The 26,616-nt window shown below is 71.7% G+C and carries 28 protein-coding genes; 18 read left to right on the top strand and 10 right to left on the bottom strand.

From position 1 onward, the window contains the following. Nucleotides 1–3: 3 nt before the first annotated feature. The 9 genes from ACIBA9_RS20900 (at nt 4) to ACIBA9_RS20860 (ending at nt 7,763) form a co-directional block, all read left to right on the top strand. Nucleotides 4–954 carry a glycosyltransferase family 2 protein gene (locus ACIBA9_RS20900; RefSeq protein ID WP_399364937.1) on the top strand — a complete coding sequence of 317 codons (951 nt, stop codon included), beginning with the start codon at nt 4–6 and terminating at the stop codon, nt 952–954. Further along, nucleotides 954–1,373, top strand: a complete 420-nt coding sequence (locus ACIBA9_RS20895) for a GtrA family protein (RefSeq protein WP_399364934.1) — start codon at nt 954–956, stop codon at nt 1,371–1,373. The genes ACIBA9_RS20900 and ACIBA9_RS20895 overlap by 1 nt, the downstream gene beginning before the upstream one ends. 65 nt (nt 1,374–1,438) lie before the next feature. Next, the gene (gene argC / locus ACIBA9_RS20890) at nt 1,439–2,467 is read left to right on the top strand and encodes an N-acetyl-gamma-glutamyl-phosphate reductase (protein ID WP_362160069.1); all 1,029 of its coding nucleotides are present in this window, start codon (nt 1,439–1,441) and stop codon (nt 2,465–2,467) included. Continuing rightward, nucleotides 2,464–3,615 carry a bifunctional glutamate N-acetyltransferase/amino-acid acetyltransferase ArgJ gene (argJ, locus tag ACIBA9_RS20885; protein WP_399364932.1) on the top strand — a complete coding sequence of 384 codons (1,152 nt, stop codon included), beginning with the start codon at nt 2,464–2,466 and terminating at the stop codon, nt 3,613–3,615. Before argC ends, argJ begins: the two co-directional genes overlap by 4 nt. After that, the gene (gene argB, locus ACIBA9_RS20880) at nt 3,612–4,538 is read left to right on the top strand and encodes an acetylglutamate kinase (protein WP_399364930.1); all 927 of its coding nucleotides are present in this window, start codon (nt 3,612–3,614) and stop codon (nt 4,536–4,538) included. Before argJ ends, argB begins: the two co-directional genes overlap by 4 nt. Further along, nucleotides 4,535–5,752, top strand: a complete 1,218-nt coding sequence (locus tag ACIBA9_RS20875) for an acetylornithine transaminase (protein WP_399364928.1) — start codon at nt 4,535–4,537, stop codon at nt 5,750–5,752. The genes argB and ACIBA9_RS20875 overlap by 4 nt, the downstream gene beginning before the upstream one ends. 7 nt (nt 5,753–5,759) lie before the next feature. Further along, nucleotides 5,760–6,302: an arginine repressor gene (locus ACIBA9_RS20870; RefSeq protein WP_362160057.1), complete on the top strand. Its 543-nt coding sequence runs from the start codon at nt 5,760–5,762 to the stop codon at nt 6,300–6,302. A gap of 110 nt (nt 6,303–6,412) precedes the next feature. Further along, nucleotides 6,413–7,000, top strand: a complete 588-nt coding sequence (locus ACIBA9_RS20865; protein ID WP_399364925.1) for an RNA polymerase sigma factor — start codon at nt 6,413–6,415, stop codon at nt 6,998–7,000. After that, nucleotides 6,990–7,763, top strand: coding sequence for a hypothetical protein (locus ACIBA9_RS20860; RefSeq protein WP_399364923.1), 774 nt, complete (start codon nt 6,990–6,992; stop codon nt 7,761–7,763). Before ACIBA9_RS20865 ends, ACIBA9_RS20860 begins: the two co-directional genes overlap by 11 nt. Nucleotides 7,764–7,794: 31 nt before the next feature. Here the strand turns inward: ACIBA9_RS20860 and ACIBA9_RS20855 are convergent, their stop codons facing one another. From ACIBA9_RS20855 to ACIBA9_RS20830, 6 genes are all read right to left on the bottom strand, one after another. Beyond that, nucleotides 7,795–9,609: an ABC transporter ATP-binding protein gene (locus ACIBA9_RS20855; protein WP_399364921.1), complete on the bottom strand. Its 1,815-nt coding sequence runs from the start codon at nt 9,607–9,609 to the stop codon at nt 7,795–7,797. A gap of 75 nt (nt 9,610–9,684) precedes the next feature. Further along, entirely contained in the window at nt 9,685–9,864 is a 180-nt protein-coding gene (locus tag ACIBA9_RS20850) for a hypothetical protein (RefSeq protein WP_399364919.1), read from the bottom strand. 94 nt (nt 9,865–9,958) lie between these two features. Next, nucleotides 9,959–10,750 carry an FAD:protein FMN transferase gene (locus ACIBA9_RS20845; RefSeq protein ID WP_362160045.1) on the bottom strand — a complete coding sequence of 264 codons (792 nt, stop codon included), beginning with the start codon at nt 10,748–10,750 and terminating at the stop codon, nt 9,959–9,961. Continuing rightward, the gene (locus ACIBA9_RS20840) at nt 10,743–11,501 is read right to left on the bottom strand and encodes an FMN-binding protein (protein ID WP_399364917.1); all 759 of its coding nucleotides are present in this window, start codon (nt 11,499–11,501) and stop codon (nt 10,743–10,745) included. Before ACIBA9_RS20840 ends, ACIBA9_RS20845 begins: the two co-directional genes overlap by 8 nt. Nucleotides 11,502–11,537: 36 nt before the next feature. After that, on the bottom strand, nt 11,538–12,920 hold the full coding sequence (locus ACIBA9_RS20835) for a ferric reductase-like transmembrane domain-containing protein (protein ID WP_399364915.1): 1,383 nt from the start codon (nt 12,918–12,920) through the stop codon (nt 11,538–11,540). 67 nt (nt 12,921–12,987) lie between these two features. After that, entirely contained in the window at nt 12,988–13,692 is a 705-nt protein-coding gene (locus ACIBA9_RS20830) for a L,D-transpeptidase (RefSeq protein WP_399364913.1), read from the bottom strand. 134 nt (nt 13,693–13,826) lie between these two features. Between ACIBA9_RS20830 and ACIBA9_RS20825 the strand changes: the two genes are divergently transcribed. From ACIBA9_RS20825 to ACIBA9_RS20805, 5 genes are all read left to right on the top strand, one after another. Beyond that, a complete protein-coding gene (locus ACIBA9_RS20825; RefSeq protein WP_362160034.1) occupies nt 13,827–15,023 on the top strand; it encodes an argininosuccinate synthase in 1,197 nt (398 codons plus the stop codon). A 121-nt stretch (nt 15,024–15,144) separates the two neighbouring features. Then, the gene (argH, locus tag ACIBA9_RS20820) at nt 15,145–16,578 is read left to right on the top strand and encodes an argininosuccinate lyase (RefSeq protein ID WP_399364910.1); all 1,434 of its coding nucleotides are present in this window, start codon (nt 15,145–15,147) and stop codon (nt 16,576–16,578) included. A gap of 89 nt (nt 16,579–16,667) precedes the next feature. Further along, complete coding sequence (locus ACIBA9_RS20815; RefSeq protein WP_399364908.1) at nt 16,668–17,639, top strand: aldo/keto reductase; 972 nt, start codon at nt 16,668–16,670, stop codon at nt 17,637–17,639. An 83-nt stretch (nt 17,640–17,722) separates the two neighbouring features. Further along, nucleotides 17,723–18,271, top strand: coding sequence for a TetR/AcrR family transcriptional regulator (locus ACIBA9_RS20810; protein ID WP_399364906.1), 549 nt, complete (start codon nt 17,723–17,725; stop codon nt 18,269–18,271). A 49-nt stretch (nt 18,272–18,320) separates the two neighbouring features. Continuing rightward, nucleotides 18,321–19,844: an MFS transporter gene (locus tag ACIBA9_RS20805; protein WP_399364904.1), complete on the top strand. Its 1,524-nt coding sequence runs from the start codon at nt 18,321–18,323 to the stop codon at nt 19,842–19,844. A gap of 32 nt (nt 19,845–19,876) precedes the next feature. Here ACIBA9_RS20805 and ACIBA9_RS20800 read toward each other — a convergent pair whose 3' ends face one another. Both ACIBA9_RS20800 and ACIBA9_RS20795 read right to left on the bottom strand, forming a co-directional pair. Beyond that, nucleotides 19,877–21,517: a multicopper oxidase family protein gene (locus ACIBA9_RS20800; protein ID WP_399364902.1), complete on the bottom strand. Its 1,641-nt coding sequence runs from the start codon at nt 21,515–21,517 to the stop codon at nt 19,877–19,879. Nucleotides 21,518–21,646: 129 nt separating this feature from the next. Continuing rightward, nucleotides 21,647–22,318, bottom strand: a complete 672-nt coding sequence (locus ACIBA9_RS20795; protein WP_362160019.1) for a lysophospholipid acyltransferase family protein — start codon at nt 22,316–22,318, stop codon at nt 21,647–21,649. A 392-nt stretch (nt 22,319–22,710) separates the two neighbouring features. Between ACIBA9_RS20795 and ACIBA9_RS20790 the strand changes: the two genes are divergently transcribed. The 3 genes from ACIBA9_RS20790 to ACIBA9_RS20780 all read left to right on the top strand — a co-directional run bounded on the left by ACIBA9_RS20790 (nt 22,711) and on the right by ACIBA9_RS20780 (nt 25,065). Next, nucleotides 22,711–23,889 carry a glycerophosphodiester phosphodiesterase gene (locus ACIBA9_RS20790; protein ID WP_399364900.1) on the top strand — a complete coding sequence of 393 codons (1,179 nt, stop codon included), beginning with the start codon at nt 22,711–22,713 and terminating at the stop codon, nt 23,887–23,889. Between the two features lie 126 nt (nt 23,890–24,015). Beyond that, entirely contained in the window at nt 24,016–24,522 is a 507-nt protein-coding gene (locus tag ACIBA9_RS20785) for a sigma-70 family RNA polymerase sigma factor (protein WP_399364898.1), read from the top strand. A gap of 45 nt (nt 24,523–24,567) precedes the next feature. Beyond that, complete coding sequence (locus ACIBA9_RS20780) at nt 24,568–25,065, top strand: GNAT family N-acetyltransferase (protein WP_362160255.1); 498 nt, start codon at nt 24,568–24,570, stop codon at nt 25,063–25,065. Here the strand turns inward: ACIBA9_RS20780 and ACIBA9_RS20775 are convergent. Together ACIBA9_RS20775 and ACIBA9_RS20770 are read right to left on the bottom strand one after the other, a co-directional pair. Further along, the gene (locus tag ACIBA9_RS20775) at nt 25,055–25,474 is read right to left on the bottom strand and encodes a hypothetical protein (protein WP_362160012.1); all 420 of its coding nucleotides are present in this window, start codon (nt 25,472–25,474) and stop codon (nt 25,055–25,057) included. The two genes, ACIBA9_RS20780 and ACIBA9_RS20775, sit on opposite strands and share 11 nt — an antisense overlap. Before the next feature lies 1 nt (nt 25,475). Continuing rightward, the gene (locus ACIBA9_RS20770) at nt 25,476–25,835 is read right to left on the bottom strand and encodes a hypothetical protein (RefSeq protein ID WP_362160009.1); all 360 of its coding nucleotides are present in this window, start codon (nt 25,833–25,835) and stop codon (nt 25,476–25,478) included. A gap of 69 nt (nt 25,836–25,904) precedes the next feature. Between ACIBA9_RS20770 and ACIBA9_RS20765 the strand changes: the two genes are divergently transcribed. Beyond that, complete coding sequence (locus ACIBA9_RS20765) at nt 25,905–26,552, top strand: HAD family hydrolase (protein ID WP_399364895.1); 648 nt, start codon at nt 25,905–25,907, stop codon at nt 26,550–26,552. The last annotated feature ends 64 nt before the right edge of the window (nt 26,553–26,616 follow it).

The following is a 26,616-nucleotide window of genomic DNA, read 5'->3' as shown; positions in this document are numbered from 1 at the left end:
GCCATGCTGATATCGATCGTCGCGCCCTGCTACAACGAGGAAGCCGTCGTCGCGCGCTTCCACGAAGAGGTGCAGAAGGTCGCCGAGGAGATGCTGCCGCTCGGCCACGACATGGAGTTCGTGTACGTGGACGACGGCAGCCGCGACCGCACCCTCACCGTCCTCACCCGGCTCGCCGACCTCGACGCGCGGGTGCGGTACGTCTCCTTCAGCCGCAACTTCGGCAAGGAGGCGGCCCTCCTCGCCGGCCTCCGGCACGCCTCGGGCGACGCCGTGATCGTGATGGACGCCGACCTCCAGCACCCGCCGGCGCTCATCAAGCGCATGGTGGAGCTGCGGGAGCGGGGGCACGACCAGGTCATCGCCAAGCGCAGCCGCACCGGCGACCGCCTCACCCGAACGCTCACCGCCCGCCTGTACTACCGGGTCGTCAACCGTCTGATCGACGTCGAACTCGTCGACGGCGCCGGCGACTTCCGTCTGCTGTCCCGCCGGGTGGTGGACGCGGTCGTGGACCTCACCGAGTACAACCGCTTCTCCAAGGGCCTGTTCGCCTGGGTGGGCTTCCCGAGCACCACCTTCGAGTACGAGAACGTCACCCGTGAGGCCGGCCGCAGCTCCTGGACCCTGCGCAGCCTGCTGAACTACGGCCTCGACGGGCTGCTGTCCTTCAACAACCGCCCGCTGCGCGCCGCACTCTGGCTCGGTGTGAGCCTGCTGCTGTGTGCCGGGCTCTACACGGCCTGGATCGTGGGCGCGGCGCTCGCGCACGGGGTCCAGACGCCCGGCTACGTGACGATCATCACCGCGGTCACCGCCCTCGCGGGCGTCCAGATGGTCATGCTGGGAGTCATCGGCGAGTACACCGGCCGCATCTACTACGAGGTGAAGGGGCGCCCGCACTTCCTGGTGAAGGCGACCAACGTGGACCGGACGAAGGACCTCATCCCCTGATGTCCGGACAGACACCGCGGCAGACGGCCAGGCAGATCCTCACCTTCGCCGTGGTCGGCGCCGTCAACACGGCCACCTACTACGTTCTCTATCTGCTGTTCCTGACCCGGCTGCCCTATCTCGCGGCGCATGTGCTGGCCTTTTCCCTCAGCATGGTCGGGTCCTTTTTCCTCAACGCGCGTTTCACCTATCGCACCCGGCCGACCTGGCGGAAATTCCTGCTGTTCCCTTTGACGAACGCCACCAATTTCGTGATCACCACCCTGGGTGTGTACGTGATCGTCGACGTCCTCGGCGCAGGCAGCCGGTTCGCCCCGCTGCTCGCCTCGGCGGCGGCGATCCCGGTGACCTTCGTGGTCTCCCGCCGGGTCCTGCTGCCCGGGGCGGACACCGTCCCGGAGGCGGCGACACCGCGGTGAGCGCTCCGCCCATTGCATAAACGTGCAGCGAAACGTATAGTCATGCCATCCAGAGGAGGGTGGACATGGCGGTACGTGCGGCGGTGGCCGGAGCGAGCGGATACGCGGGCGGAGAGGTCCTGCGCCTGCTCCTCGCGCACCCCGAGATCGAGATCGGTGCCCTGACCGGCAACTCCAACGCCGGACAGCGGCTCGGCGCGCTCCAGCCCCATCTGCTTCCGCTGGCCGACCGCGTCCTGGCCGAGACCACGCCCGAGACCCTCGCCGGACACGACGTGGTCTTCCTGGCGCTGCCCCACGGCCAGTCCGCCGCCGTCGCCGAGCGGCTCGGACCCGACGTCCTCGTGGTCGACATGGGCGCCGACTTCCGACTGAGGGACCCGGCCGACTGGAAGGCGTTCTACGGCTCCGAGCACGCCGGCACCTGGCCCTACGGCCTCCCCGAACTTCCGGGTGCCCGCGCCGCGCTGGAGGGGTCCAAGCGCATCGCGGTGCCCGGTTGCTACCCCACCGCCGTCTCCCTCGCCCTGTTCCCGGCCTACGCGGCCGGACTCGCCGAGCCCGAGGCGGTGATCGTCGCCGCGTCCGGCACCTCCGGCGCCGGCAAGACGCCCAAGCCGCATCTGCTGGGCAGCGAGGTCATGGGCTCGATGACGCCGTACGGCATCGGCGGCGGCCACCGGCACACCCCCGAGATGATCCAGAACCTCAGCGCGGTGGCGGGGGAGCGGATCTCCGTGTCCTTCAGCCCCACCCTCGCGCCGATGCCCCGCGGCATCCTCGCCACGTGCAGCGCCAAGGCCGCCGGCGAGGTGACGGGCGAGTCGCTGCGCGCCGCCTACGCCAAGGCGTACGCCGACGAGCCGTTCGTCCACCTGCTGCCCGAGGGCCGCTGGCCGGCCACGGCGTCCGTGCACGGTTCCAACGCCGTTCAGGTGCAGGTCGCGTACGACGCGGCCGCGGGACGCGTCATCGCGATCAGCGCCATCGACAACCTGACCAAGGGCACCGCCGGCGGTGCCGTCCAGAGCATGAACATCGCCCTGGGTCTCGACGAGACCACGGGACTTTCCACGATCGGAGTCGCACCGTGAGCGTCACGGCAGCCAAGGGATTCACGGCGGCGGGCATCGCCGCCGGGATCAAGGAGAACGGCAACCCCGACCTGGCCCTCGTGGTCAACCACGGGCCCCGCCGTGCCGCCGCGGGCGTCTTCACCTCCAACCGGGTCAAGGCCGCACCGGTGCTCTGGTCGGAGCAGGTCCTCAAGAGCGGCCAGGTCTCGGCCGTCGTCCTGAACTCCGGCGGCGCCAACGCCTGTACCGGCCCGCAGGGCTTCCAGGACACCCACGCCACCGCCGAGAAGGCGGCCGAGGTGCTCGGCCGTGGCGCCATCGAGGTCGCCGTCTGCTCCACCGGTCTCATCGGTGTCCTGCTCCCGATGGACAAGCTGCTCAAGGGGGTCGAGACGGCCGCCGCCCAGCTGTCCGAGCACGGCGGTGAGAAGGCGGCCATCGCCATCAAGACCACCGACACCGTCCACAAGACGTCCGTGGTCACCGGGGACGGCTGGACGGTCGGCGGCATGGCCAAGGGTGCGGGCATGCTCGCGCCGGGCCTCGCCACCATGCTGGTCGTCCTCACCACGGACGCGGACGTCGACGACCAGGTGCTGGACCGGGCCCTGCGGGCCGCCACCAAGGTCACCTTCGACCGGGTCGACTCCGACGGCTGCATGTCCACCAACGACACCGTGCTGCTGCTCGCCTCCGGCGCCAGCGGCGTCACCCCCGCCTACCCGGAGTTCGCCGACGCCGTCCGGCGCGTCTGCGACGACCTCGCCCGGCAGCTGATCGGCGACGCCGAGGGCGCCGCCAAGGAGATCAAGGTCGAGGTGGTCAACGCCGCGAGCGAGGAGGACGCCGTGGAGGTGGGCCGCTCCATCGCCCGCAACAACCTCCTCAAGTGCGCGATCCACGGCGAGGACCCCAACTGGGGCCGGGTGCTGTCCGCGATCGGCACCACCCGGGCCGCCTTCGAGCCGGACCGGCTGGGCGTCGCCATCAACGGCGTGTGGGTGTGCAAGAACGGCTCCGTCGGCGAGGACCGCGACCGGGTCGACATGCGCTACCGCGAGGTGCACATCGTCGCCGACCTCGCCGCCGGCGAGGAGACCGCCACCATCTGGACCAACGACCTGACCGCCGACTACGTCCACGAGAACAGCGCCTACTCCTCATGAGCGACTCCGGCACCAGCGGTACGACACGCAAACACACGGCCCTGCCCAAGGCGCGGATCCTCATCGAGGCACTGCCCTGGCTGACCCGGCACCACGGAAAGATCGTCGTCATCAAGTTCGGCGGCAACGCCATGGTGAACGAGGAGCTGAAGGCCGCCTTCGCCCAGGACGTCGTCTTCCTGCGGCACGCCGGTCTCAAGCCGGTCGTGGTGCACGGCGGCGGCCCGCAGATCAGCGCGGCCCTGGACCGGCACGGCATCGTCAGCGAGTTCAAGGCGGGCCTGCGCGTCACCACCGAGGACGCCATGGACGTCGTACGGATGGTGCTCGCCGGGCAGGTGCAGCGCGAGCTGGTCGGCCTGCTCAACCAGCACGGCCCGTTCGCCGTCGGTCTGACCGGCGAGGACGCGCACACCATGACCGCCGTCAAGCACCAGCCCGAGATCGACGGCGCGCTCGTCGACATCGGGCGGGTCGGCGAGATCACCGCGATCGACACGGGCGCGATCGAGGCTCTGCTCGCCGACGGCCGCATCCCGGTCGTCTCCTCCATCGCCCGGGGTCAGGACGACGGACATGTCTACAACATCAATGCTGATACGGCGGCTGCGGCACTCGCTGCGGCACTGGGCGCCGAAACCCTCATGGTCCTCACCGACGTCGAGGGCCTCTACGAGGACTGGCCGAACTCCGACGAGGTGATCAGCCGGCTCACCGCGTCCCAGCTGGAGAAGCTGCTGCCGGAACTGAGCTCCGGCATGGTGCCGAAGATGGAGGGCTGTCTGCACGCCGTCCGGGGCGGTGTGACCACCGCCCGGGTCATCGACGGCCGGGTGCAGCACTCGATCCTGCTGGAGATCTTCACCGACGAGGGCATCGGCACCATGGTCGTGCCCGACCCAGCCGAGGGGGAGCAGTCATGACGGATACCGCGACCAACGCAGAGCTGACCGCGCGGTGGCAGGGCGCGCTCATGAACAACTACGGCACCCCGCGCCTGCCCCTGGTGCGGGGCGAGGGCACCACGGTGTGGGACGCCGAGGGCCGCGCGTACCTCGACTTCGTCGGCGGTATCGCCACCAACGCCCTCGGCCACGCCCACCCGGCGATCGTCGAGGCCGTCGGCCGGCAGATCGCCTGCCTCGGCCACATCTCCAACTTCTTCATGGCCGAACCCACCGTCGCCCTCGCCGAACGGCTCCTGGAGCTGTTCGGGCGCGAGGGCAGGGTCTTCTTCTGCAACTCCGGAGCCGAGGCCAACGAGGCGGCCTTCAAGATCGGCCGGCTGACCGGGCGCACGCACATGGTCGCCACCGACGGCGGCTTCCACGGCCGCACCATGGGCGCCCTGGCGCTCACCGGCCAGCCCGCCAAGCAGACCCCCTTCCGGCCGCTGCCCGGCGACGTCACCCACGTCCCCTACGGAGACGCCCAGGCGCTGGCCGCCGCGGTGACCGAGGAGACGGCCCTGGTGATCATCGAGCCGGTCCAGGGCGAGAACGGCGTCGTCGTGCCCCCGGCCGGCTACCTCAAGGCGGCCCGCGCGATCACCGCCGCCACCGGCGCCCTGCTGGTCCTCGACGAGGTGCAGACCGGCATCGGCCGCACCGGCGACTGGTTCGCCTACCAGGCCCACGAGGGCGTGCTGCCCGATGTCGTCACCCTCGCCAAGCAGCTCGGCGGCGGACTGCCCCTCGGCGCCACCGTCGCCTTCGGCCGCGCCGCCGAACTGCTCCGGCCCGGCCAGCACGGCACCACGTTCGGCGGCAACCCGGTCGCGTGCGCCGCCGGACTCGCCGTCCTGGACACCATCGCCGGTGAAGGACTGCTGGAGAACGTCAAGCGGCAGAACGCCGCGCTGCGCGAGGGAATCGACGCCCTGGGCCACCCGTTGATCGACCACGTCCGGGGTGCGGGCCTGCTCCTGGGTATCGTGCTCACCGGGCCGCACGCACCGCGGGTGCAGCAGGCGGCCCAGGAGGCCGGGTTCCTGGTGAACACGCCCGCCGACGACGTCGTACGGCTCATGCCACCGCTGAACCTGCGCGACGACGAGACGGGCGCGCTGCTCCAGGCACTGCCCGGCATCCTCGACGCGGCCAGCCCGGCGAACGGGGACGGACCATCCGGGAAATGAGACGACGATGAGCCAGGCGCAGGAACACGAGCAGGTCGCGGGCGGCCCCGCCGTGCCGCAGACCCGTACCGCGCGCCACCGCCGGATCGTGGACATCCTCAACCGGCAGCCGGTGCGGTCGCAGAGCCAGCTGGCGAAGCTGCTCGCCGACGACGGACTGAACGTCACCCAGGCGACGCTCTCCCGGGACCTCGACGAGCTGAACGCGGTGAAGATCCGCAACGCCGACGGCGACCTGATCTACGCGGTACCGAGCGAGGGCGGCTTCCGCACCCCGCGCGCCCCGCTGGGCGGGTCGGCGAAGGAGGAGCGGATGCGGCGCCTGTCCCAGGAGCTGCTGATCTCCGCGGAGGCGTCGGCGAACCTGGTGGTCCTGCGCACCCCGCCGGGCGCGGCCCAGTTCCTGGCCTCGGCCATCGACCAGGCCGAGCTGCACGACATCCTCGGCACCATCGCCGGCGACGACACCCTGCTGCTGATCAGCCGGGAACCCACCGGCGGACAGGCCCTGGCGGACCATCTGCTGCGGCTGGCGCAGAACGGCCACTGACCCGCGGTGCGGCGCCCCGCCCGGCGACGCAGAATGGGCATGTGATCTTCCGCGGCGAGCGGACGGGCGGGCGGGCAATCCCTCGGCGGACGCCGAACGTACACGGAGGTGTGTCGGGATTTCGGTTCCCCGTCGGTCGCCTCCCGGACGAGGCTCTGCTGTCCGGGCTGGCCACCGGCGACCCGGAACTCGCCGTGATCTTCGTACGGAGGTTCCAGCACCGGGTCTTCGGTGTCGCCGTGGCCGTCACCGGGGACCGGCAACTCGCCGAGGACGTCTCCCAGCAGACGTTCGAGCGTGCCTGGCGGCACGCGCAGATCTACGACTCGCGCCGCGGCTCGGTCACGACCTGGCTGACGACCATCGCGCACAACCTCGCCATCGACGCCGTCCGGGCCCGGCGGACGGAGCCGATGGCACCCGAGGACCTGGAGGATCTCCTCGGCGCCGTCACCGCGACCCCCGAGCAGTACGCGCTGGCCGACGAGGCCTCCTCCCAGCTGCGGGCCGCCCTGGCAGGTCTGCCGCTGGAGCAGGCCCGGGCGCTGATGATGGCCGGCATCTACGGCATGACGGCCCAGCAGGTCGCCGACGCGGAGCGGATCCCACTCGGCACCGCCAAGACGCGGATCCGGACGGCCATGGCGAAACTGCGCACCACAGTCGCGTCTCGGAAGCGAGGCGACCATGTCGAGTGAGGCGAACTGCGAGAAGCTGCGGGAGATCGGCGCCGAGCTGGCGCTGGGCGTGCTGCCCGGCCGGGAACGGGCCGAGGCGGTCGCCCATCTGGACCGGTGCGCGGACTGCCGCGAGTACGTCCGGCAACTGACCCTCGTCGGTGACCGGCTGGCCGGTCTGCTGCCGGACAGCGAGCCGCCGCCCGGCTTCGAGACCCGGGTGGCGCGCCGCCTGGCCCAGCGGGCGTCGGCGCCCGAGGGCCACCGGCCCGCCCGCGCCGTCGCCCGCGCGCGTCGGACCGTGCGCGGCGGTGCCCGGCGGGCCCGGCCGCGGATCGCGGCGCTCGGCGCCGCCGTCGCCCTCGCCATCGGCTTCACCGGATGGGCGGTCGGCACCGCGGTCCAGGACGTCACCGCGTCACCGCCGGCCGCGGTCGAGTCCGAGCCCGTGCTGGTCGGCGACATGATCGCGGCCGGTCATGACGGACAGTCCGCCGGAGAGGTCTACGCCCACCCCGGCAACCCCGGCTGGATCTTCGTGACCGTCGCCCTCACCGGCCACGGCACCCGGTACACCGGCAGGGTCGGCTGTCTGCTGGAGCGCGCCGACGGAACGACCGTCCGCCTCGGCGACTTCGCCCTGCGCGACGGTCGCGGCAGCTGGGCGGTGGCGACCCCCGTCGACCTCACCCACTCCTCCGGCGCCCGCCTGACCACGCCCGACGGCACCGTCCTCGCCACCGCCCGGCTGCACGAGGGCCAGGTCGTGACGCGGGAGCAGTGAACCGGCCCGCCCCGCCGACCGGCGGCGCCGCTCAGGACGGCAGGGCTCCCACGCCGAACCGGTGCAGGCGGGCGTAGGTGCCGTCGTGCGCGAGCAGGTCCTCGTGCGGGCCGTGCTCGACGACCCGGCCGTGGTCGAGTACCACGATGTGTGTGGCGTCGCGGACCGTCAGCAGGTTGTGGGAGATGACGATGGTCGTGCGCCCGGCCATCAGCCGGCGCAGCGGGTCCATGACCCGCCGGACCGACCGCGCGTCGAGTCCGGTGGTCGGCTCGTCGAGCAGGAGCACGGGCGCGTCCCTGATCATCGCGCGGGCGATCGCCAGGCGCTGGCCCTGCCCGCCGGAGAGGGTGCGCCCGCGCTGGCCGACCGGAGTGTCGTAGCCCTCCGGGAGCAGCTCGATGAAGTCGTGCGCGTCCGCCGCGCGCGCCGCCGCGACGATGTCCGCCTCCGTGGCCCCGGGCCGGCCGTAGGCGATGTTCTCCCGCACGGTGCCGTGGAAGACGAGGGTTTCCTGCAACACCACCGCGACGCTCTCCCGCAGGTCCGCCAGGGCGAGTTCGCGCAGGTCGGTCCCGTCGAGGCGGACCGCTCCCCGCTCGGGGTCGTAGAAGCGCAGCTGGAGCTTGGCGAGCGTCGACTTGCCCGCCCCGCTGGCCCCGACCAGCGCCAGCGTCTCCCCGGGCGCCGCGTGGAAGGTCACGTCCGACAGCGCCCAGGACGTGCTGCCCGGATAGCGGAACCACACCCCGTCGAACTCCACCTCGCCGCGCGCGCGGCCGATCCGCCGGGCGCCCGCCGCCTCGGTGACCTGCGGCCGCTGGTCCAGCAGCTCGATGATCCGTTCCGCCGAGGCGGCGGCCGCGTAGAAGGTGGTGGCGAGACCGGACAGGGCACGGACCGGGCTGTACAGCTTGCCGATCAGCGCGAGGAACACCAACAGCCCGCCGAGCGTGAGCTGGCCCTGCGCCAGCTTCCAGGTGCCCAGGCCCATCACCGCGAGGCCACCCGTCACCTCGATGACCTCGACGACGGGCGCGTACACGGCACGGATGCGGGCCGAGGCCATCGCCGCCCGGAATCTGCCGAGGCTCTCCCGGTCGAACCGGTGCTCCTCCCATGCCTGTCGGTTGTACGCCTGCACCAGGACGACGTTGCCCAGCGACTCCTCGGCGATGGCGCTGAGCGATCCGCCGCGGCGCCTGCGCTCGCGCGAGGCGTCCTTGACCAGTCGTGAGAAGTGCCGGGCGGCCGCCCAGAACAGCGGCACGATGAGCAGGGCCAGCAGGGTCAGGTCCCAGCGCAGGTAGAACAGCAGGCCGAGGAAGACGGCCAGCCGGATCACGTAGTAGAGGGCGTCGGCGACGCCCGAGAGCAGGAACGTCTCCACCGCGTCGACATCGCCGGTGACCCTGGACAGCACGTCGCCGAGCCGCCGTCGCTCGAAGAAGCCGAGCGACAGCCCCTGGACGTGCCGGAACACATCGGAGCGCAGCGCCAGCAGGAAGCGTTCACCGACCCAGGTGGACGTCACGTCGTCGGCGAAGCCCAGCACACCGGAGAGGAGGACGAGGCCGACATAGGCCGGCGCCACCCACAGGAACGGTCTCAGGTCCCGGGGGACGAGCACGTCGTCCACGACGATCTTGAACAGCCAGAGCTCCGCCGCGTCGACGGCGGGGGCGGTCAGGCTGAACAGGACGACCGGGAGAAGCCAGCGCCGCCCGCCGCGGGTGTAGGGCCAGAACCGCCGGAAGACCTCTCGCGGGGACACCGGGGGCGCCGCCGCGACCACGTCGTCGGTGGTCTCGCCCATCGAGAGCAGACGCCGCAGCACATGCGCCATGGCTCGGGTCCTCGGGGATCGGCGGAGCGGACCGGGACCGTGAGGTCTCCGGCCCGCTCCGCACCGCGTGGGTGATCAGTAGTTGTCGTGGCCGTGACGGTCGCCGTGGTCGTGGCCGTGGTCGTGACCGTGGTGGTCGTCGTGGTCGTGGCCGTGGTCGTGGCGGTGTCCGTGCCGCGAGTCGTCGTGCCGCGAGTCGTCGTCCCACTCGTCGTCCGGGTGCCCCGTCGGCAGCAGGGAAGTGAAGATGGCCATGGCGTTCCTCCTGGAAGTTGCCTTGACGGGGGTACGGTCCAGGGCGGAGACCGGATGGCGGTCGGCGGAAAAAGTTGGGCAAAAGGCGCTTTCCTCAGCCCAGTCGGGCCGCCAGCCCGCCGGTGCAGCGCACCTCGTCGCCCGCCGTGATCAGCAGGGCCTCCACCTCCGGCAGGGACTCCAGCCAGGCCAGGCCCGCCCGCGACCCCATCGCGAAGGCCGCCGTGGCCCAGCAGTCCACCCAGGTCAGCCGGGGCCCCACCACGGTGACCGCCACCAGATCCGTCACCGCCGGCCGGCCGGTGCCGGGGTCCACGATGTGCGCCCCGCGCTCCACCGTCCCGGACGTCGCCACGGACAGCTCGGCCACGCCGGCCGCCGAGACCACCGCCGCGAGACCGCCGGGCCGCAGCGGATCGGTCACGCCCACCCGCCACGGCCGCCGCGGCTGCGGCACGCCGAGCAGCTGGACGTCCCCGCCGCCGTTGACACTGACCCCGCACACCCCGTCGACCTCCGCCAGCCGCCGCGCCGCCCGCTCGGCCGCCCAGCCCTTGACGATGCCGGTGGGATCCAGCGAGCCGTGGTACCGGACGCTGAACCAGCCCTCGCTCACCCGCTCGGCCTCGGCCGCCAGCTCCAGCACCTCGGCGACCTCGGGGGCGCATCCCGCCACGGTGAGTTCGCCCCGGGCCAGTCGTGAGACGTCGCTGTCCTCGCGATAGGTGCTGAACACCGCGTCCGTCCGGTGCAGCCCGGCGACGGCCTCGGCGAGCGCCGCCCGCACCGCGCCGGGATCGCCGCCGCGCACGTCGAAGGAGAAGACGGTCCCCATGACCTCCTCCGCGTGCCGCACCGCGGCGGGAGCCTCGGCCGGCTCAGCCACCGGCCTGGTCCAGCGCGGACTGGAGGGATTGTTTGTAGCCGGTGCTGGTGTAGGTGGCGCCGGAGACGGTGTCGATGTCGGCGGTGGCGGCGGCCATGGCTTCCTGGTTGAGGCGGGGGATGGCGAGTTGGGTCTTCTGGTCGCTCAGTCCGCCCTTGGGTGCCTGGACGGCCTCGGCCTTGGTGATCTTCCCGCCGTTGACGGTGATCCGTACCTGGACGGGGCCGTACTGGGTCTGCGCGGTCTTTCCGGTGACCGTGCGGGGGGCGGCGCCGGGTGCCGGGGTCGCCGCTGCGGCGGTCTTCACCTGGTCCAGCGCGGACTGGAGGGATTGTTTGTAGCCGGTGCTGGTGTAGGTGGCGCCGGAGACGGTGTCGATGTCGGCGGTGGCGGCGGCCATGGCTTCCTGGTTGAGGCGGGGGATGGCGAGTTGGGTCTTCTGGTCGCTCAGTCCGCCCTTGGGTGCCTGGACGGCCTCGGCCTTGGTGATCTTCCCGCCGTTGACGGTGATCCGTACCTGGACGGGGCCGTACTGCGTCTGCGCGGTCTTTCCGGTGACCGTGCCGGAGCCGGCGGGGCCCCGCGCGCCGCCCTGCGGGGACTCCTGCCCGGACACCGGCTGCCGCTGGGCCGCGCCGGCCGCCGACGCCGCCGGGTCGGAGGCGGGCTTCAGCGACAGCAGCAGCACGACACCGGAGACGGTGGCGGCGGTGGCCAGCACGACCCGCCGAAGGGGGTGGCTCTTCCTCATCTGTACCTGGGCTCCCGATCTCTGTGTGGCTCCCGCTCACATCTCGAACGACTCGTGATGGATACGCCGGGCGGGCACGCCCGCGCCGCGCAGTGCCTCGTACACCGACTGCGCGAACCCGGGCGGCCCGCACATGAACACGTCGTGGTCGTCGATGTCCGGGATCTTCCGCTGGAGATTCTCCGCGGAGATGTCCGGCCGCTCGCCCTCCGGGCTGTTGACCGCGTACATCAGCCGGGCGCCCCGCTCCTTGGCGATCGCCGCCAGTTCGCCCCACAGGGCCAAATCCTGGGTGGTGTTGGCCCGGTAGAGCAGCGTGATGTCACCCGCCGCGCCGGGCAGCGTCTCGAACAGGGCCCGCATCGGCGTGATGCCGACCCCGCCCGCGACCAGCAGGACCTTGCCCCGGCTGCGGCGCTGCGCGGTGAGCGCCCCGTACGGCCCCTCGGCCCACACCTTGGTGCCGGGCGTCAACTCGCGCAGCCGGCCACTGTGGTCGCCGATCGACTTCACCGTGATCCGCAGCATGCCGGGCCGCGGCGCCGCCGAGAGCGAGTACGGGTGCGAGCTGAAGCGCATGCCGGGTGCGAGGAAGCGCCAGCGGAAGAACTGGCCCGCCTCCGCCCCCATCCGGTGCAGCTTGCGCCCGCCGATCAGCACCGACACGATGCCCGGGGCCTCCTCGATGACCGCCTCCACGCGCATCCGGTGCCTGAGGTTCAGCCGGACGGGGGTGAACACCCGGTACCAGAGCACCAGCGCCGTGACCGTGCCGTACAGCGCGTACCAGAAGGTCTTGGCGGTGGGCTCGACGGCGAAGTCGTTGCCGGTGGTGATCTGGTGCCAGAACGTCAGGAACACCGCCGCGTAGGTGAGCAGGTGGACGTGGTACCAGGTGTCGTACGGCAGCCGGCGGCGGATGCCGCCCACCGACGTCAGCCCGATGAGCACGAACAGGCCGGTGCCGACGGCGGCCTTGCCCATGTCGGGCAGCTGCTCGACGGAGTCGACGGTCTGCCCGACGATGTCGCCGAGGCTCTTGCCCGCCTGCAGCGCGTAGCCCCACATGGTGAGGAAGACGTGCGCGACGATCAGACAGAGCGTGTACCGGCCGCTCATCGCGTGCCAGCGGGCCACCCGGTCGGAGCCCACCCGCCGTTCCAGCGCCGGGACGCGCGCCATCTGGAGCACCACCAGCGCCATCAGATAGCCGGCCAGCAGACCGGTGATGCGGCCCGCGTTCAGGATCTTGCCGTTGTCGTCGGCGATCGAGGGCGTGTTGTGCCACCAGAGCCACAGCACGGCCGCCGCGCCCGCCCAGACCGCCAGCAGCAGCGGAACGGCCGGGGAGCGGCGCGGGCGTATGCGGCGCATCGTCTGGCGGCGGGCGGCACGTCCGCCTGCGAGCGTGGTGGTCACGGTTCCTCCGTGGGACTTGACCGTTGGCCCACAGATACGGCCCGCGCGCGCCGAGTGTTCAGCGCCCTCAGTACCGGCTGACCGCCGTGGCCCCGTCCGTCGTCCCGACCGCGATGTGCGGCCGCTGCCCCGGCCGTACCCAGCGCAGGATCCGCAGCATCGCGTCCTGCGGCACCGACACGCATCCGGCGGTCGCCCCCTTCCCGTTGACGTGCAGGAAGATGCCGGCGCCGCGCCCGGTGACCGGACGGTCGTAGTTGAAGCCGATGACGAGGGCGTACGCGTACTGCGTCCCGTAGTCGATCAGGTGCTCCGCCTCGGCGGCCGCGCAGTCGGCCGGCAGCGGTTCGACCCAGCGGTTGTAGGAGCGGGAGCCGTTGTCCTGGCACCACCAGGAACGGTCCAGCACGGGCCGGTACTCGACGGCGGTGCCCTCCGGCGCCGGCTGGATGCCGAAGCCGAACGGGAGGTCGTACAGCCCGGTCGGGGTCGTGTTGGTGCCCTGCTTGCGCGAGCCGCCCTCCACGAGCCCGCCCGAGCCGAAGCGGGCCGGCGCGGACCCGGCCTGGGTCCACTGCCCGTCTCGCAGGTCCCACCAGGTGAGCGTGCCCGAGGTGGAGCCGGTCGAGGGGGCCTCGGCGGTGATCAGCTGGCCGCCGCCGCCCGTGTCCGCCATCCGCGCGGGCAGCGGAAGGGGGTCGGGGCCGGTCCCGGGGCCGGTGAGGGCGAGGCAGGAGGCGGAGACGAGGGCGAGGACGACACCTGGGCGCATGGCTCGGACGTTAGACGGGTGTGGCGGGCACGGCAGCCCGGGTGGTCCGTCCAGGTCCCGGCGGGTCGATTGACGAATCATGCGGACTCCTGCATACTCATGCATGTCAGCGAATGCACTGTGAGGAGAAAACCGTGACCGAGCGCGTCGTACTCGCCTACTCAGGCGGTCTGGACACCTCCGTCGCCATCGGCTGGATCGCCGAGGAGACGGGCGCCGAGGTCATCGCCGTCGCGGTCGATGTCGGCCAGGGCGGCGAGGACCTGGACGTCATCCGCAAGCGCGCCCTCGCGTGCGGCGCGGTGGAGGCCGAGGTCGCCGACGCCAAGGACGAGTTCGCCGACGAGTACTGCCTCCCGGCGATCAAGGCCAACGCCCTCTACATGGACCGCTATCCGCTGGTGTCCGCCCTCTCCCGGCCGACGATCGTCAAGCACCTCGTCGCCGCCGCCCAGAAGCACGGCGCCACCACGGTCGCCCACGGCTGCACCGGCAAGGGCAACGACCAGGTCCGCTTCGAGGCCGGCATCGTCGCCCTCGCCCCCGATCTGAAGTGCATCGCCCCGGTGCGCGACTACGCGATGACCCGGGACAAGGCGATCGCCTTCTGCGAGGCCAAGCAGCTCCCGATCGCCACCTCCAAGAAGTCCCCGTACTCCATCGACCAGAACGTCTTCGGGCGCGCCGTCGAGACGGGCTTCCTGGAGGACATCTGGAACGCCCCGATCGAGGACATCTACGAGTACACCTCCAACCCGGCCACCGCCCGCGAGGCCGACGAGGTGGTCATCTCCTTCAAGGCGGGCGTCCCGGTCGCCCTCGACGGCAAGCCCGTCACCGTCCTGCAGGCCATCCAGCAGCTCAACGAGCGCGCCGGCGCCCAGGGCATCGGCCGGATCGACATGGTCGAGGACCGCCTCGTCGGCATCAAGTCCCGCGAGGTCTACGAGGCCCCGGGCGCGATCGCGCTGATCACGGCCCACCAGGAGCTGGAGAACGTCACCGTCGAGCGTGAACTGGCCCGCTACAAGCGGCAGGTCGAGCAGCGCTGGGGCGAGCTGGTCTACGACGGCCAGTGGTTCTCCCCGCTCAAGCGCGCCCTGGACGGCTTCATCGACGAGGCCAGCCAGCACGTCACCGGCGACATCCGGATGATCCTTCAGGGCGGCCGCGCGGTCGTCACCGGCCGGCGCTCGGAGTCGTCGCTGTACGACTTCAATCTCGCCACCTACGACACCGGCGACACCTTCGACCAGGCGGCGGCCAAGGGCTTCATCGACATCTACAGCCTGTCGTCGAAGATCGCCGCACGGCGTGATCTGCAGGCGTAGCCGGGCGCGCACCTTCGCGTAAGGCCTTCGGGTCACCTCGCACCCATCAGCTGACAGCCGCCTCCTCGCCTGCAAGGGTGGGGAGGCGGTGGCACAGAGACATCTTCCGAGGAGCAACGCAGTGAGCAGCAACAGCGGTGACGTACGGCTCTGGGGCGGCCGTTTCGCCGACGGCCCCGCCGAGGCCCTGGCGAAGCTGTCCGCGTCCGTCCACTTCGACTGGCGGCTCGCGCCCTACGACATCGCCGGTTCACGGGCCCACGCGCGCGTGCTGCACAAGGCGGGGCTCCTCACCGAGGAGGAGCTGCGGGACATGACCGCCGGTCTTGACCGGCTGGAGGCGGACGTCGCCGACGGCTCCTTCACCGGCACCATCGCCGACGAGGACGTCCACACCGCCCTGGAGCGCGGCCTGCTGGAGCGCCTCGGCCCCGACCTCGGCGGCAAGCTGCGCGCCGGCCGGTCCCGCAACGACCAGGTGGCCACCCTCTTCCGGATGTACCTGCGCGACCACGCCCGGATCATCGGCGGTCTGATCGCCGACCTCCAGGACGCGTTGATCGCTCTGGCCGAGGCCCACCCGGACGTGGCGATGCCCGGCCGCACCCACCTCCAGCACGCCCAGCCGGTGCTCTTCGCCCACCATGTCCTCGCCCATGCGCAGTCCCTGTCCCGGGACGCGGAGCGGCTGCGCCAGTGGGACACGCGGACGGCCGTGTCGCCGTACGGCTCCGGCGCCCTGGCGGGTTCCTCCCTGGGCCTGGACCCGGAGGCGGTCGCGGCGGACCTCGGGTTCGAGCACGGCAGCGTCGGCAACTCGATCGACGGCACCGCCTCCCGTGACTTCGCCGCCGAGTTCGCCTTCATCACCGCGATGATCGGGGTCGACCTCTCCCGCATCGCGGAGGAGATCATCATCTGGAACACGAAGGAGTTCTCCTTCGTGACGCTGCACGACGCCTTCTCCACGGGCTCGTCGATCATGCCGCAGAAGAAGAACCCGGACATCGCGGAGCTGGCGCGCGGCAAGTCCGGCCGGCTGATCGGCAACCTGACCGGTCTCCTCGCGACCCTCAAGGCCCTGCCCCTGGCCTACAACCGGGACCTCCAGGAGGACAAGGAGCCGGTCTTCGACTCCTGCGACCAGCTGGAGGTGCTGCTCCCCGCCTTCACGGGCATGATCGCCACCCTCACGGTCAACCGCGAGCGCATGGAGGAGTTGGCCCCGGCCGGCTTCTCTCTCGCCACCGACATCGCCGAGTGGCTGGTCAAGCAGGGCGTGCCGTTCCGGGTGGCGCACGAGCTCGCGGGGGAGTGCGTGAAGGCGGCCGAGGCCGAGGGCAAGGAGCTGGACGAGCTGACGGACGAGCAGTTCGCGAAGATCTCCGCGCACCTCACCCCCGAGGTCCGCACGGTGCTCGACGTCCCCGGCGCCCTCGCCTCCCGCGACGGTCGCGGTGGTACGGCGCCCAGTGCGGTAGCCGTGCAGCTCGCCGAGGTGAAGGCGGACGTGGCGGCCCAGCACGCCTGGGCGGACGCGAAGAAACAGGGCTGACCGCGGCGCTCGGCGAAAGCAGGGGGGCGAAGGTCGTCGCGGGTTACGTTGGTCGGGAGCCGCACCGGACCGACCGAACGGAGCCCGCGATGCCCTTCGCCCGTCTCGCGACAGCGACCACGCCCACCTGGCACATCGGGCTGGGCCTGGCCGCCGTCGGCCGTCCCGGCTACATCAATCTCGGCCGGGACCGCGACCTCGGCGAGGACCGCAGCGTCGAGGCGCTGCGCGGGCGCACCCACGAACTCCTCGACGCCGCCTACGCCCAGGGCGTCCGCTACTTCGACGCGGCCCGTTCCTACGGCCGCTCCGAGGAGTTCCTGGCCGACTGGCTGACCGCCCGGCCCGACGTGGACGACGTGGTCGTCGGCAGCAAGTGGGGTTACACCTACACCGCCGACTGGTCGACGGACGCCGCACGGCACGAGGTCAAGGACCACGGCCCCGCCACCTACGACCGCCAGCGCGCCGAGACCGACGCCCTGCTCGGCGCCCGGCTCGACCTCTACCAGATCCACTCGGTGACCCCGGACAGCCCGGCCCTCACCGACAAGGACCTCCACGCCAGGCTGGCGGAAGCCGCCGCCGGCGGCCTGACCGTGGGCTTCTCCACCAGCGGCCCCGCCCAGGCCGACGCGATCCGCGCCGCCCTCGCGGTCACGGTCGACGGTGCGCCCCTGTTCCGTACCGTCCAGTCGACGTACAACGTCCTGGAGACCTCGGCCGGCCCCGCCCTCGCCGAGGCGCACGACGCCGGACTCACGGTGATCGTCAAGGAGGGCATGGCGAACGGCCGGCTGGCCGGCGCCCACGCCCCGGACGCGCTGAAGACGGTGGCCGAGCAGACCTCCCTCGGCTGCGACGCCGTGGCCCTCGCGTGGATCCTGCGCCACCCCTGGGCCGGTGTCGTCCTCTCCGGCGCCGCCACCGTCCCGCAGCTCCTGTCGAACCTGCACGCCCCCGCCGTCGACCTCGACGTGGACCAGCTCACCCGCCTCGCCACGCTGCGGGAGGACCCGCGCGCCTACTGGGAGCGGCGGGGGCAGCTGGCCTGGCACTGAGCCATACCCGCTCCGACCAGCGGCGGTGAGTCACGCATGGCATTTTTGAGACATGAATGTCTCACATGGGTTACCCTTGTCTCATGGCTTTGGATCGTGACCATGTGCTGCGCAGTGCGGCCGCCCTGCTGACCCGCAAGTCCACCGCGACCATGGACGAGGTCGCCAGGGCCGCGGGCATCAGCCGGGCCACCCTGCACCGGCACTTCGCCGGCCGGGACGCGCTCGTCCGGGCGCTGGAGGGACTCGGCATCGCCGAGTGCGAGGCGGTGCTCGACCGGGCCCGGCTGGACGAGGGAGCGGCGGGCGAGGCCGTCCACCGCCTGGTCCATGCCATAGAGCCCTCCGCCGCGCTGCTGGCCTTCCTCTACACCGAGAACCAGCTCTTCGAGGGCGAGCAGCAGAACCAGGGCTGGGCCCGTATCGACGAGCGGCTCACCGCCCTGTTCCGGCGCGGCCAGGAGAGCGGCGAGTTCCGGATCGACCTCACCCCGGCCTGGCTCACCGAGGCGCTGTACGGCCTGCTGGCCTCCGGCGCCTGGGCCGTGAGCGAGGGCCGCGTGGCCGCCAAGGACTTCACTTACATGATCGTCGAGCTGCTGCTCGGCGGCGTACGGCGTACGCACGCGTGACGACCCGTCCACGCGACGACGAAGAGACGCAGAGACGAAGAGAGGAATCATGACCAGCACCCTGCAGCCGGCTCGTGCGGCGGAGACGGAGAAGCGTCCGGGCCGCTGGCTCGCGCTCTGCGTTCTCGTCCTCGCCGTGCTGCTGGTGGCCGTGGACGCCACCGTCCTCGGCCTGGCCACCCCCTATATCAGCGAGGACCTCGACCCTTCCGGCACCCAGCTGCTGTGGATCGGGGACGTCTACTCCTTCGTCATCGCCGGTCTGCTGGTCTCCATGGGCAGCCTCGGCGACCGCATCGGCCGCAAGCGGATCCTGCTCTGCGGCGCGACGGCGTTCGGTGCGATCTCCGTGCTCAACGCCTACGCGTCGACCCCCGAGCTGATGATCCTGGCGCGGGCCCTGCTCGGCGTCGCCGGCGCGACCCTGATGCCGGCCACCCTCGCCCTGATCCGCAACCTCTTCCACGACCCCCGCGAGCGCAGCCTCGCCGTCGGCATCTGGGGCGCGACCGCCTCCGCCGGCACGGCCGTCGGGCCGATCGTGGGCGGATTCCTCCTCGAACACTTCTGGTGGGGCTCGGTCTTCCTGATCAACCTGCCGGTGATGGCGGTGCTGGTACTCGTCGGCATCCGCACGCTGCCCGAGTCCCGCAACCCCAACCCGGGCCCCTGGGACATGCTCAGCGTCGTCCTGTCGCTCGTCGGCATGATCGCCGTCGTCTACGCGGTCAAGGAGGCCGCCACCCACGGGCTCACCCCGACCACGCTCGCCGCTGGACTGCTCGGCGCCGCCGCCCTCTGGGGCTTCGTCCACCGTCAGCTCACCATGCCGGCCCCGCTGCTGGACATGCGGCTCTTCCGGCGTCGGGGCTTCAGCGGAGCGGTCCTCGCCGATCTGCTGACCGTCCTCGGCATGTCCGGGCTGGTCTTCTTCCTCTCCCAGTACCTGCAACTGGTCCAGGGCAGGCGTCCCTTCGAGGCGGGCCTGGCCGAACTCCCGGCGGCCGTCGGCGCGGTGGTGGCCGGTCTGATCGCGGGCCACGCGGCCCGGCGCCTGTCGGTGCGCGTGGTCGTCTCGGGCGGACTCGCGGCCGTCGGAGTGGCCCTGGCCGTACTGACGACGATCGGCCGGTCCACCGGCTACCCGGTACTCGGCGCGGCCCTGCTGGTGGTGGGCGTCGGCGCCGGCTTCTCCTTCACCGTGACCGCCGACGTGATCCTCTCCAGCGTGCCCCGGGACCAGGCGGGCGCCGCCTCGGCGGTCTCCGAGACGGCGTACGAACTGGGCGCGGCGCTCGGTATCGCCCTGCTGGGCTCCATCGTGACCGGTGTCTACCGCGGCTTCGCGGGCCCGGCCGGCACCCCGGCCGGGGCCCATGAGTCACTGGGCGCCGCGGTGGAGGCGTCGCAGCGCATGGCGCCGCACCGCGCCGAGGCCCTGCTCGACGCGGCCCGCGACTCCTTCGTCCACGGCCTCCATCTGGCCTCGGGCGCGGGAGCGGCGGTCCTGCTGGGCACGGCGGTGGTGGCCTGGTTCCTCCTGAAGGGCCAGGAACTGGAGAGTGACGGATGAGGTGAGGCGCCCGCCGCGGCGCCTGCCGCCTCTCACTTCTTGTAGCCGAGCACCGTCATCATCCCGCTCTCCGAGTGGTACTGGTTGTGGCAGTGGAGCATCCACAGCCCCGGGTTGTCGGCGTCGAAGTCGATCACCAGCTTGCGATGCGGCAGCACCAGCGCGGTGTCCTTGCGGGCGCCCACGCCGTCCAGCCCGCGCACCGCGAAGGTGTGCCCGTGCAGATGCATCGGATGCCACATGTCCGTGGCGTTGATGAGGGTGAGCCGCACCCGTTCGCCGGCGCGGATCGGGTGGCGCTGCTGCACGGAGTAGGGCCGGTGGTCGAAGCCCCAGTCGTACTTCTTCATCCCGCCCGTGATCCTGATGCGCATCTCCCGGTCGGGGTGGCGTTCGCGCAGGGCCACGGAGTCGTCGGGCAGCAGCCGGCGCGCGGGGACGGTCTCCCCGTCGAGCTCGTCCGGGCGGACGTCCGGGGCGGGCAGGTTCTTCCCCTTGTCGGTCCGCAGCACGGCCAGTGCCCGGCCCTTCTTGCCCTCGGGCAGCGCGACCAGCGGGAAGAACCCGTCCTTCGCGGTGATCAGCACGTCGTAGCGCTCCGCCATGCCGACGAGGAGGGCGTCGGTCGCCTTGTGCTTCACGGGGTAGCCGTCGGTGTGCGTGATGGTCATCCGGTGGCCGCCCAGCGCGACCCGGAAGGCGGTCTCGGAACCGGCGTTGACGATGCGCAGCCGGATCCGTTCACCGGGCCGGCAACGGAACACCGAGGGGCTGGTGGGCAGCCGCCCGTTGATGAGGTAGTGCGGGTAGGCGACGCTGCCGCCCATCCCGTGCAGGATGCGACTGTGGGAATCTTCCAGCACCCGGGACGGGCCCGCGGACTTCTTCGAGGACTTCGGGCGCGCGCCGGTCGAGGGACCGGGGGAGTGGCTGCCGTGGGAGGGCCCCATGCCCATGCTTCCCATGCCCATGCCGCCCATGTCCATGGCACCGCCGGGCTTGAGCTGCTCCAGGACCCCCTCGGGCGTCGACCCCTCCACGCCGTCGAGCCAGTCGTCCAGGACCAGGATCCACTCCTTGTCGTAGGCGAGGCGCTCCCTGGGGTCGTCGACGACGAGCGGCGCGTACAGGGCTCGGTCGGGCTGCATGCCGACGTGGGAATGCAGCAGATAGGTTCCCGGATGCTTCAGGGTGAAGCGGTAGCGGAAGTCGGACCCCGGGTGGATGGCCCGCTGGGTCAGGTCCGGGACGCCGTCCATGTCGCAGCGCAGCCGCACCCCGTGGGAGTGCAGCGTGGTGTTGGCGGGAAGCCGGTTGGAGAGCGTCAGATCGAGCACGTCGCCGGCGGTGACCCGCACCAGCGGACCGGGCACGCCCCCGTTGTAGGCCCAGGTCCGCACGGATCGGCCACCCAGGTCCAGGGTGGTCTCGGCGGCCGTGACGCGGTACGTGCGCACGGGCCCGGACCCGCGTCTGCGCTCGGCGGCCAGCACCTCCGGATCCGACGGGTTGACGTACCCCCGGGGCCCGGCCGGGACGAACCTGCCTGCGCCGATCGCGGGTTGGGGGCCGGAGCTGGGCTCGGAGCCGGAACCGGAGCAGGCTGCGAGGAATCCTGCGCCGGCGGCGGCGATCGGGGTACGGAGCAGGGTACGCCGAGTAGGTCTGAACATGCCTAAATCAGACATGTTGTGTGGTCATATAGCCGGGTAATACGGCCGAATGCCCGATGTGTCGGGGGCAGATTCCACCGGCAGGCGGACGGACGCGGGTCGGCGCGGCCGCCGCGCGGCGGCAGACTGCTAGGCGGCCTTGGCCTTCGTGGCGTACATGTCCACGTACTCCTGGCCCGACAACCGCATGACCTCGGCCATGACCGAGTCGGTGACGGCCCGCAGCACATAGCGGTCCCGGTCCATGCCCTCGTACCGCGAGAACTCCATCGCCTCGCCGAACCGGACGGTGACCCGGCCGGGCCGGGGGAAACCGCGCCCGCCCGGCTGGAGCTTGTCCGTGCCGATCATCGCGAAGGGTACGACCGGCGCTCCGGTCATCAGCGTCAGCCGCGCGATACCGGTGCGCCCCCGGTACAGCCGCCCGTCGGGTGAGCGTGTGCCCTCGGGGTAGATGCCGAAGACCTTGCCCTCCTCCAGGATCCGACGCCCGGTCATCAGCGCGGCGACGCCGCCGTTCGCCCCGTCCCGGTCCACCGGGATCATGCCGACGCCGGTGAAGAACCAGGCCATCAGCCGGCCCTTGAAACCCTTGCCGGTGACGTACTCGTCCTTGCCGATGAAGCACACCTGCCGCTTGGTGACGACCGGCAGCACGATCGAGTCGATGAACGTGAGGTGGTTACCGGCCAGAATGACCGGACCCTCCCCCGGAATGTGCTCCGCGCCCTCCACCTGTGGGCGGAACATCAGGCGCATGATCGGTCCGAGCACTGCCTTGATGAGCGCGAAGCGGGACAACGGGTCCTCCGATGTCGAGGGAGCGATATGAGTCTGTGCAGGTGAGGACATTACTCGCGGCGCCCGGGCGAACGCACATCGGGGACGCCCGGTTCACCGAGGTCTTACGAAGTGTTGACGCGGGTTTACCTGCGGTGGCGTGCGGCGAACGGTCCGTCACCCGGCGACCGGGGTGTGACGGACATCGCGCGGCGCCCTCGTCCGCCGGGTACCCGGACCGCGCCCATCGATGCCGACGGGCCGTCAGAACTCGCCTCCCACGCGACACACGGCATCACCCGGGTGTTCGAACCTAGGTCTCCCCCGCGTCATGTACGCGCCCCTAGGATCGGCGCGCACCGAAGGCGCGCGGCGCCACACACGGACGCAGGGCGAGCGGCAGGAGGGCGCTGATGGACGGCGACCAGGCGAACGGGCGGACACAGGGCGGCACCGGACGGCGGGCGCTCCTCGGCGCCGCGGTGCTCGGCGCGGGCGGAGCGGTCCTCGGACTGCCCGGCGCGGCACGGGCGGCCGAGGCCCGGACGGCGGGGCACGGGGGGCGCGGGCTGAAGAGCCTGCCGGTGCCGACGATCATCGGCCACCGGGGGACCAGCGGCTACCGCCCCGAACACACCTTCGGCTCGTACGACCTAGCGCTGGACCTCGGCGCCGACGTCGTCGAGGCCGGTGACCTGGTCCCCACCAAGGACGGGCATCTGGTGTGCCGGCACGAGCCGGAGATCGGCGGCACCACGGACGTGGCGGACCACCCCGAGTTCGCGGGCCGCAGGACCACCAAGGTCCTCGACGGCGTCCCCACCACCGGCTGGTTCACCGAGGACTTCACGCTCGCCGAGCTGAAGACCCTGCGCGCGATCGAGCGCATCCCGGCCAACCGTCCGCACAACACCCTCTACAACGGCCGCTGGGAGATCCCCACGTTCGAAGAGGTCCTCGGATGGCAGGACGAGCAGACCCGCAAGCGCGGCAAGCAGGTCTGGATCTATCCGGAGACCAAGCACCCCACCTACTTCCGGGGGCTCGGCCTCGGCCTGGAGGAGCGGGTCGCCAAGCTGCTGCGCAAGTACGGCAAGGACGGCCGGAACTCGCCGGTCATCCTGCAGTCCTTCGAGCCCACCAGCATCCAGCGGCTGAACCGACTGGTGGACAACCCGCTCGTCGTGCTGCTGTCCGCGGCCGACAGCCGTCCCTACGACTTCGTGGCGACGGGTGACCCGCGCACGGTCGCCGACCTGATCACCCCCAGGGGCCTGCGGGAGATCGCCGGCTACGCGCAGGGGATCGGCCCGACCCTGGACCTCGTCATCCCCCGGAAGCCGGACGGCACCCTGGCCGAGCCGACCACTCTGGTCGCCGACGCGCACAAGGTGGGGCTGGTCCTGCACCCCTACACCATGCGCAACGAGAACCCCTTCCTGCCGGCCGAGTACCGCAAGGGCGGCGCGGCGGACGCCTACGGAGACGCCTTCGGTGCCTTCCGGACGTACTTCGCCACCGGTATCGACGGCGTCTTCACCGACAACGCCGACACCGGCCGGCTCGCCCGCGCCGACTTCCTGAACGGCTGAGCGCGCCACCGACTGTGGCCGGTTGACGGCCGGACCCGTCAACCGGCAGCAGCCGGTGGCACCCCGTTCGGGGTGACTCCGGGCCGCCCCGGCAACCCATCGCCGGGGCGGCACGTCGTTGTGCGTATGACGTACGACCTGGTAGCCGCGCTGCAGCCCCTGCTCACCGCCGAGGCCTGCGCGGAGGCCCATGCGTCCGGGAGCGAGCCGGGCGACATCGAGCAGGCGGTCTGGGTCCGCCTGCTGGAGCGGATGGCGAGCGACGGGCCACCGCCGGACCCACGCGGCTGGCTGCGCGAGGCCGTGCGTACCGAGGGCCGCCGCACCCGCCGTACCGCCCGCTTCGAACGCCCGTACGGCGCCGAGCCGTCCGACGACCACGGTCCCGGCCCCGAGCAACTCGCCCTCACCACCGCCCGGTACCGCGCCCTGCGTGACGCGGTGCGCCGGCTGCCCGGCCGCTGCCCCCGGCTGCTGGAGGCGCTGCTCTCCCCGAGAGACCTGACATACCGGGAGATCGCGGGGGAGTTGGGTATCTCACAGGGCAGCCTCGGCCCGGAACGCTCCAGATGTCTGGGATGTCTGCGACGTTTGCTCGGCCCGGAGGTTGCTTCCCCCGACGGGCGGGGATAGGAGTGAAGGACGACAGGTGATCAGGTGAGCGGGAGGCATGCGCACATGGGCATGAGCGTGACCATCTCGGTGGCGACCGGGCAGGACGCGGAGCAGATCTTCAGGCTCCAGTACCTGTGCTTCCAGAGCGAGGCGGCGCTGTACGGCAACTACCGCATCGACCCCCTCGTCCAGACCCTGGACTCCGTCCGTCAGGAGGTCGACTCCGACTGCGTCTTCGTCGCCCGGCTCGGCGACGAGGTGGTGGGCTCCGTGCGCGGCAAGGTCACCGAGGACGGCGCCGCGGCCATCGGCAAGCTCTGCGTCCACCCGCGCCTGCAGGGCCACGGCATCGGCGCGCGGCTGCTGCGCGCGGCCGAGGCGGCGCTGGCCGGGGAGCGCGGCGCCAAGAGGTTCCGCCTGCACACCGGCCACCGCAGCGAGGGCAACCTGCGCCTGTACCGCCGCTCCGGCTACGAGACGGTGGGCCGCTCCACCGGCGCCGACGGCGTGGAGCTGATCGTCCTGGAGAAGCAGGCCGGGACGTACGCGGCTACGGCCTGACGGTCCCGCGCGCCCGGCGCAGCCAGTACAGGGCGGAGAGCGGCAGCAGCACCGGGATGAAGACGTACCCCATGCCGTAGTCCGACCACACGGTCGCGTCGGGGAACGCGGACGGCTCGACCAGCGTCCACGTGCCCACGATCAGCACCCCGGCCAGCTCGGCGGCGCAGCACACCAGCGCCGCCCGCCGGGCCGTCTCACCGCCGCGGACCAGCGTGTAGGTGATGAACCCGTACACCACACCGGCCACGGCCGACAGGGAGTACGCGAGCGGCGCCCGGTCGAAGTCCGTCGCGATCTGGTACACCGACCGCGACACCGCGCCGACCACCATCACGCCGTAGAACCACACGAGCAGCATGCCCGGCCCACTGATCAGCCGGGTCGGCTTCTCCTGGGTCGCCGTCATCTCAGCCTCCCCAGATGTCGTAGAGCCGCACTTCCAGCACGGCCAGCACCACGCCGCCCGCCGCGGCCGTCACCGAGCCCCAGCGGGTCCGCTCGGCCAGCGACATGAACGCCGTCGCCGGGACGCACGCGAACGCGCCCACGAGATACGCCACGAAGATCGCCGTACCCTGCTCCGGCTTCTCGCCCCGCGCCAGTTGCACGATCCCGACCACCAGCTGGACCGCGGCCAGCAGCGACACCACGGCCATGCCGATGAAGTGCCAGTCCTTGGTCGGCTGGTCCCGATAGCCGGCCCAGCCGCACCAGGCGGCGAGCAGCAGCGCGGCGACGCCGGTCACCAGCGTCAGGGCATTGAGCATGCCGTGACCTTAATACGCCGGAAAAGGCCCCCCGCCGCCGACCCCGGCCTACGCCGTAGGGTCGAAGCCATGATGTTCCACGCCCACGCCCTTCTGTTCGACAACGACGGCACCCTCGTCTCCTCGCTCGACTCGGTCGACCGCTGCTGGACCCGCTGGGCCCGGGAGTACGGCATCACGGCCGAGGAGTTCGCCCGCGTGGAACTGCACGGACGCACCGCGGTGGAGATCGTCGGCGATCTGCTGCCCGCCCGGCTGGTACCCGAGGCGGTCGCCCGGGTCGAGCAATTGGAGGTCGAGGACGTGCCCGGCGGGGTGCGCCTGCTGCCCGGCACCCGGGACTTCCTCGACTCGCTGCCCGCCGACCGCTGGGCCGTCGTCACCTCCGCCACCCGCCGGCTCGCCGAGGCCCGTCTGGAGGCCGTCGGAATCCGCCCCAAGACGCTGGTCTGCGCCGACGACGTCACCCGCGGCAAGCCCGACCCCGAGCCCTATCTGCTCGCCGCCCGGCAGCTCGGCGTGGACCCGGCCCGCTGCGTCGTCTTCGAGGACGCCCCCGCCGGGCTCCGCGCGGGCCGCGCCGCCGGCATGACCACCGTGGCGTTGGCCACAACCCACCGGCCCGAGGAGCTGGACGCCGACCTCGTGGTGAGGGACCTGTCGGCCTTGTCCGCGCTGGCCGCGCACGACGCGGTGCGGATCTCCGTACGGGACTGAACCCGTCCGCCGCTGTCCAGTATGCGGACAGCGGCCACCGGTCAGCAGCGACCTTCTGCTTTAC

This window comes from Streptomyces sp. NPDC051452 (assembly GCF_044454765.1).
In the GTDB taxonomy this organism is placed as follows: Bacteria; Actinomycetota; Actinomycetes; order Streptomycetales; family Streptomycetaceae; genus Streptomyces.
Note: the sequence above shows the minus strand (reverse complement) of the source record. Positions and strands in the feature narration are given on the sequence as shown.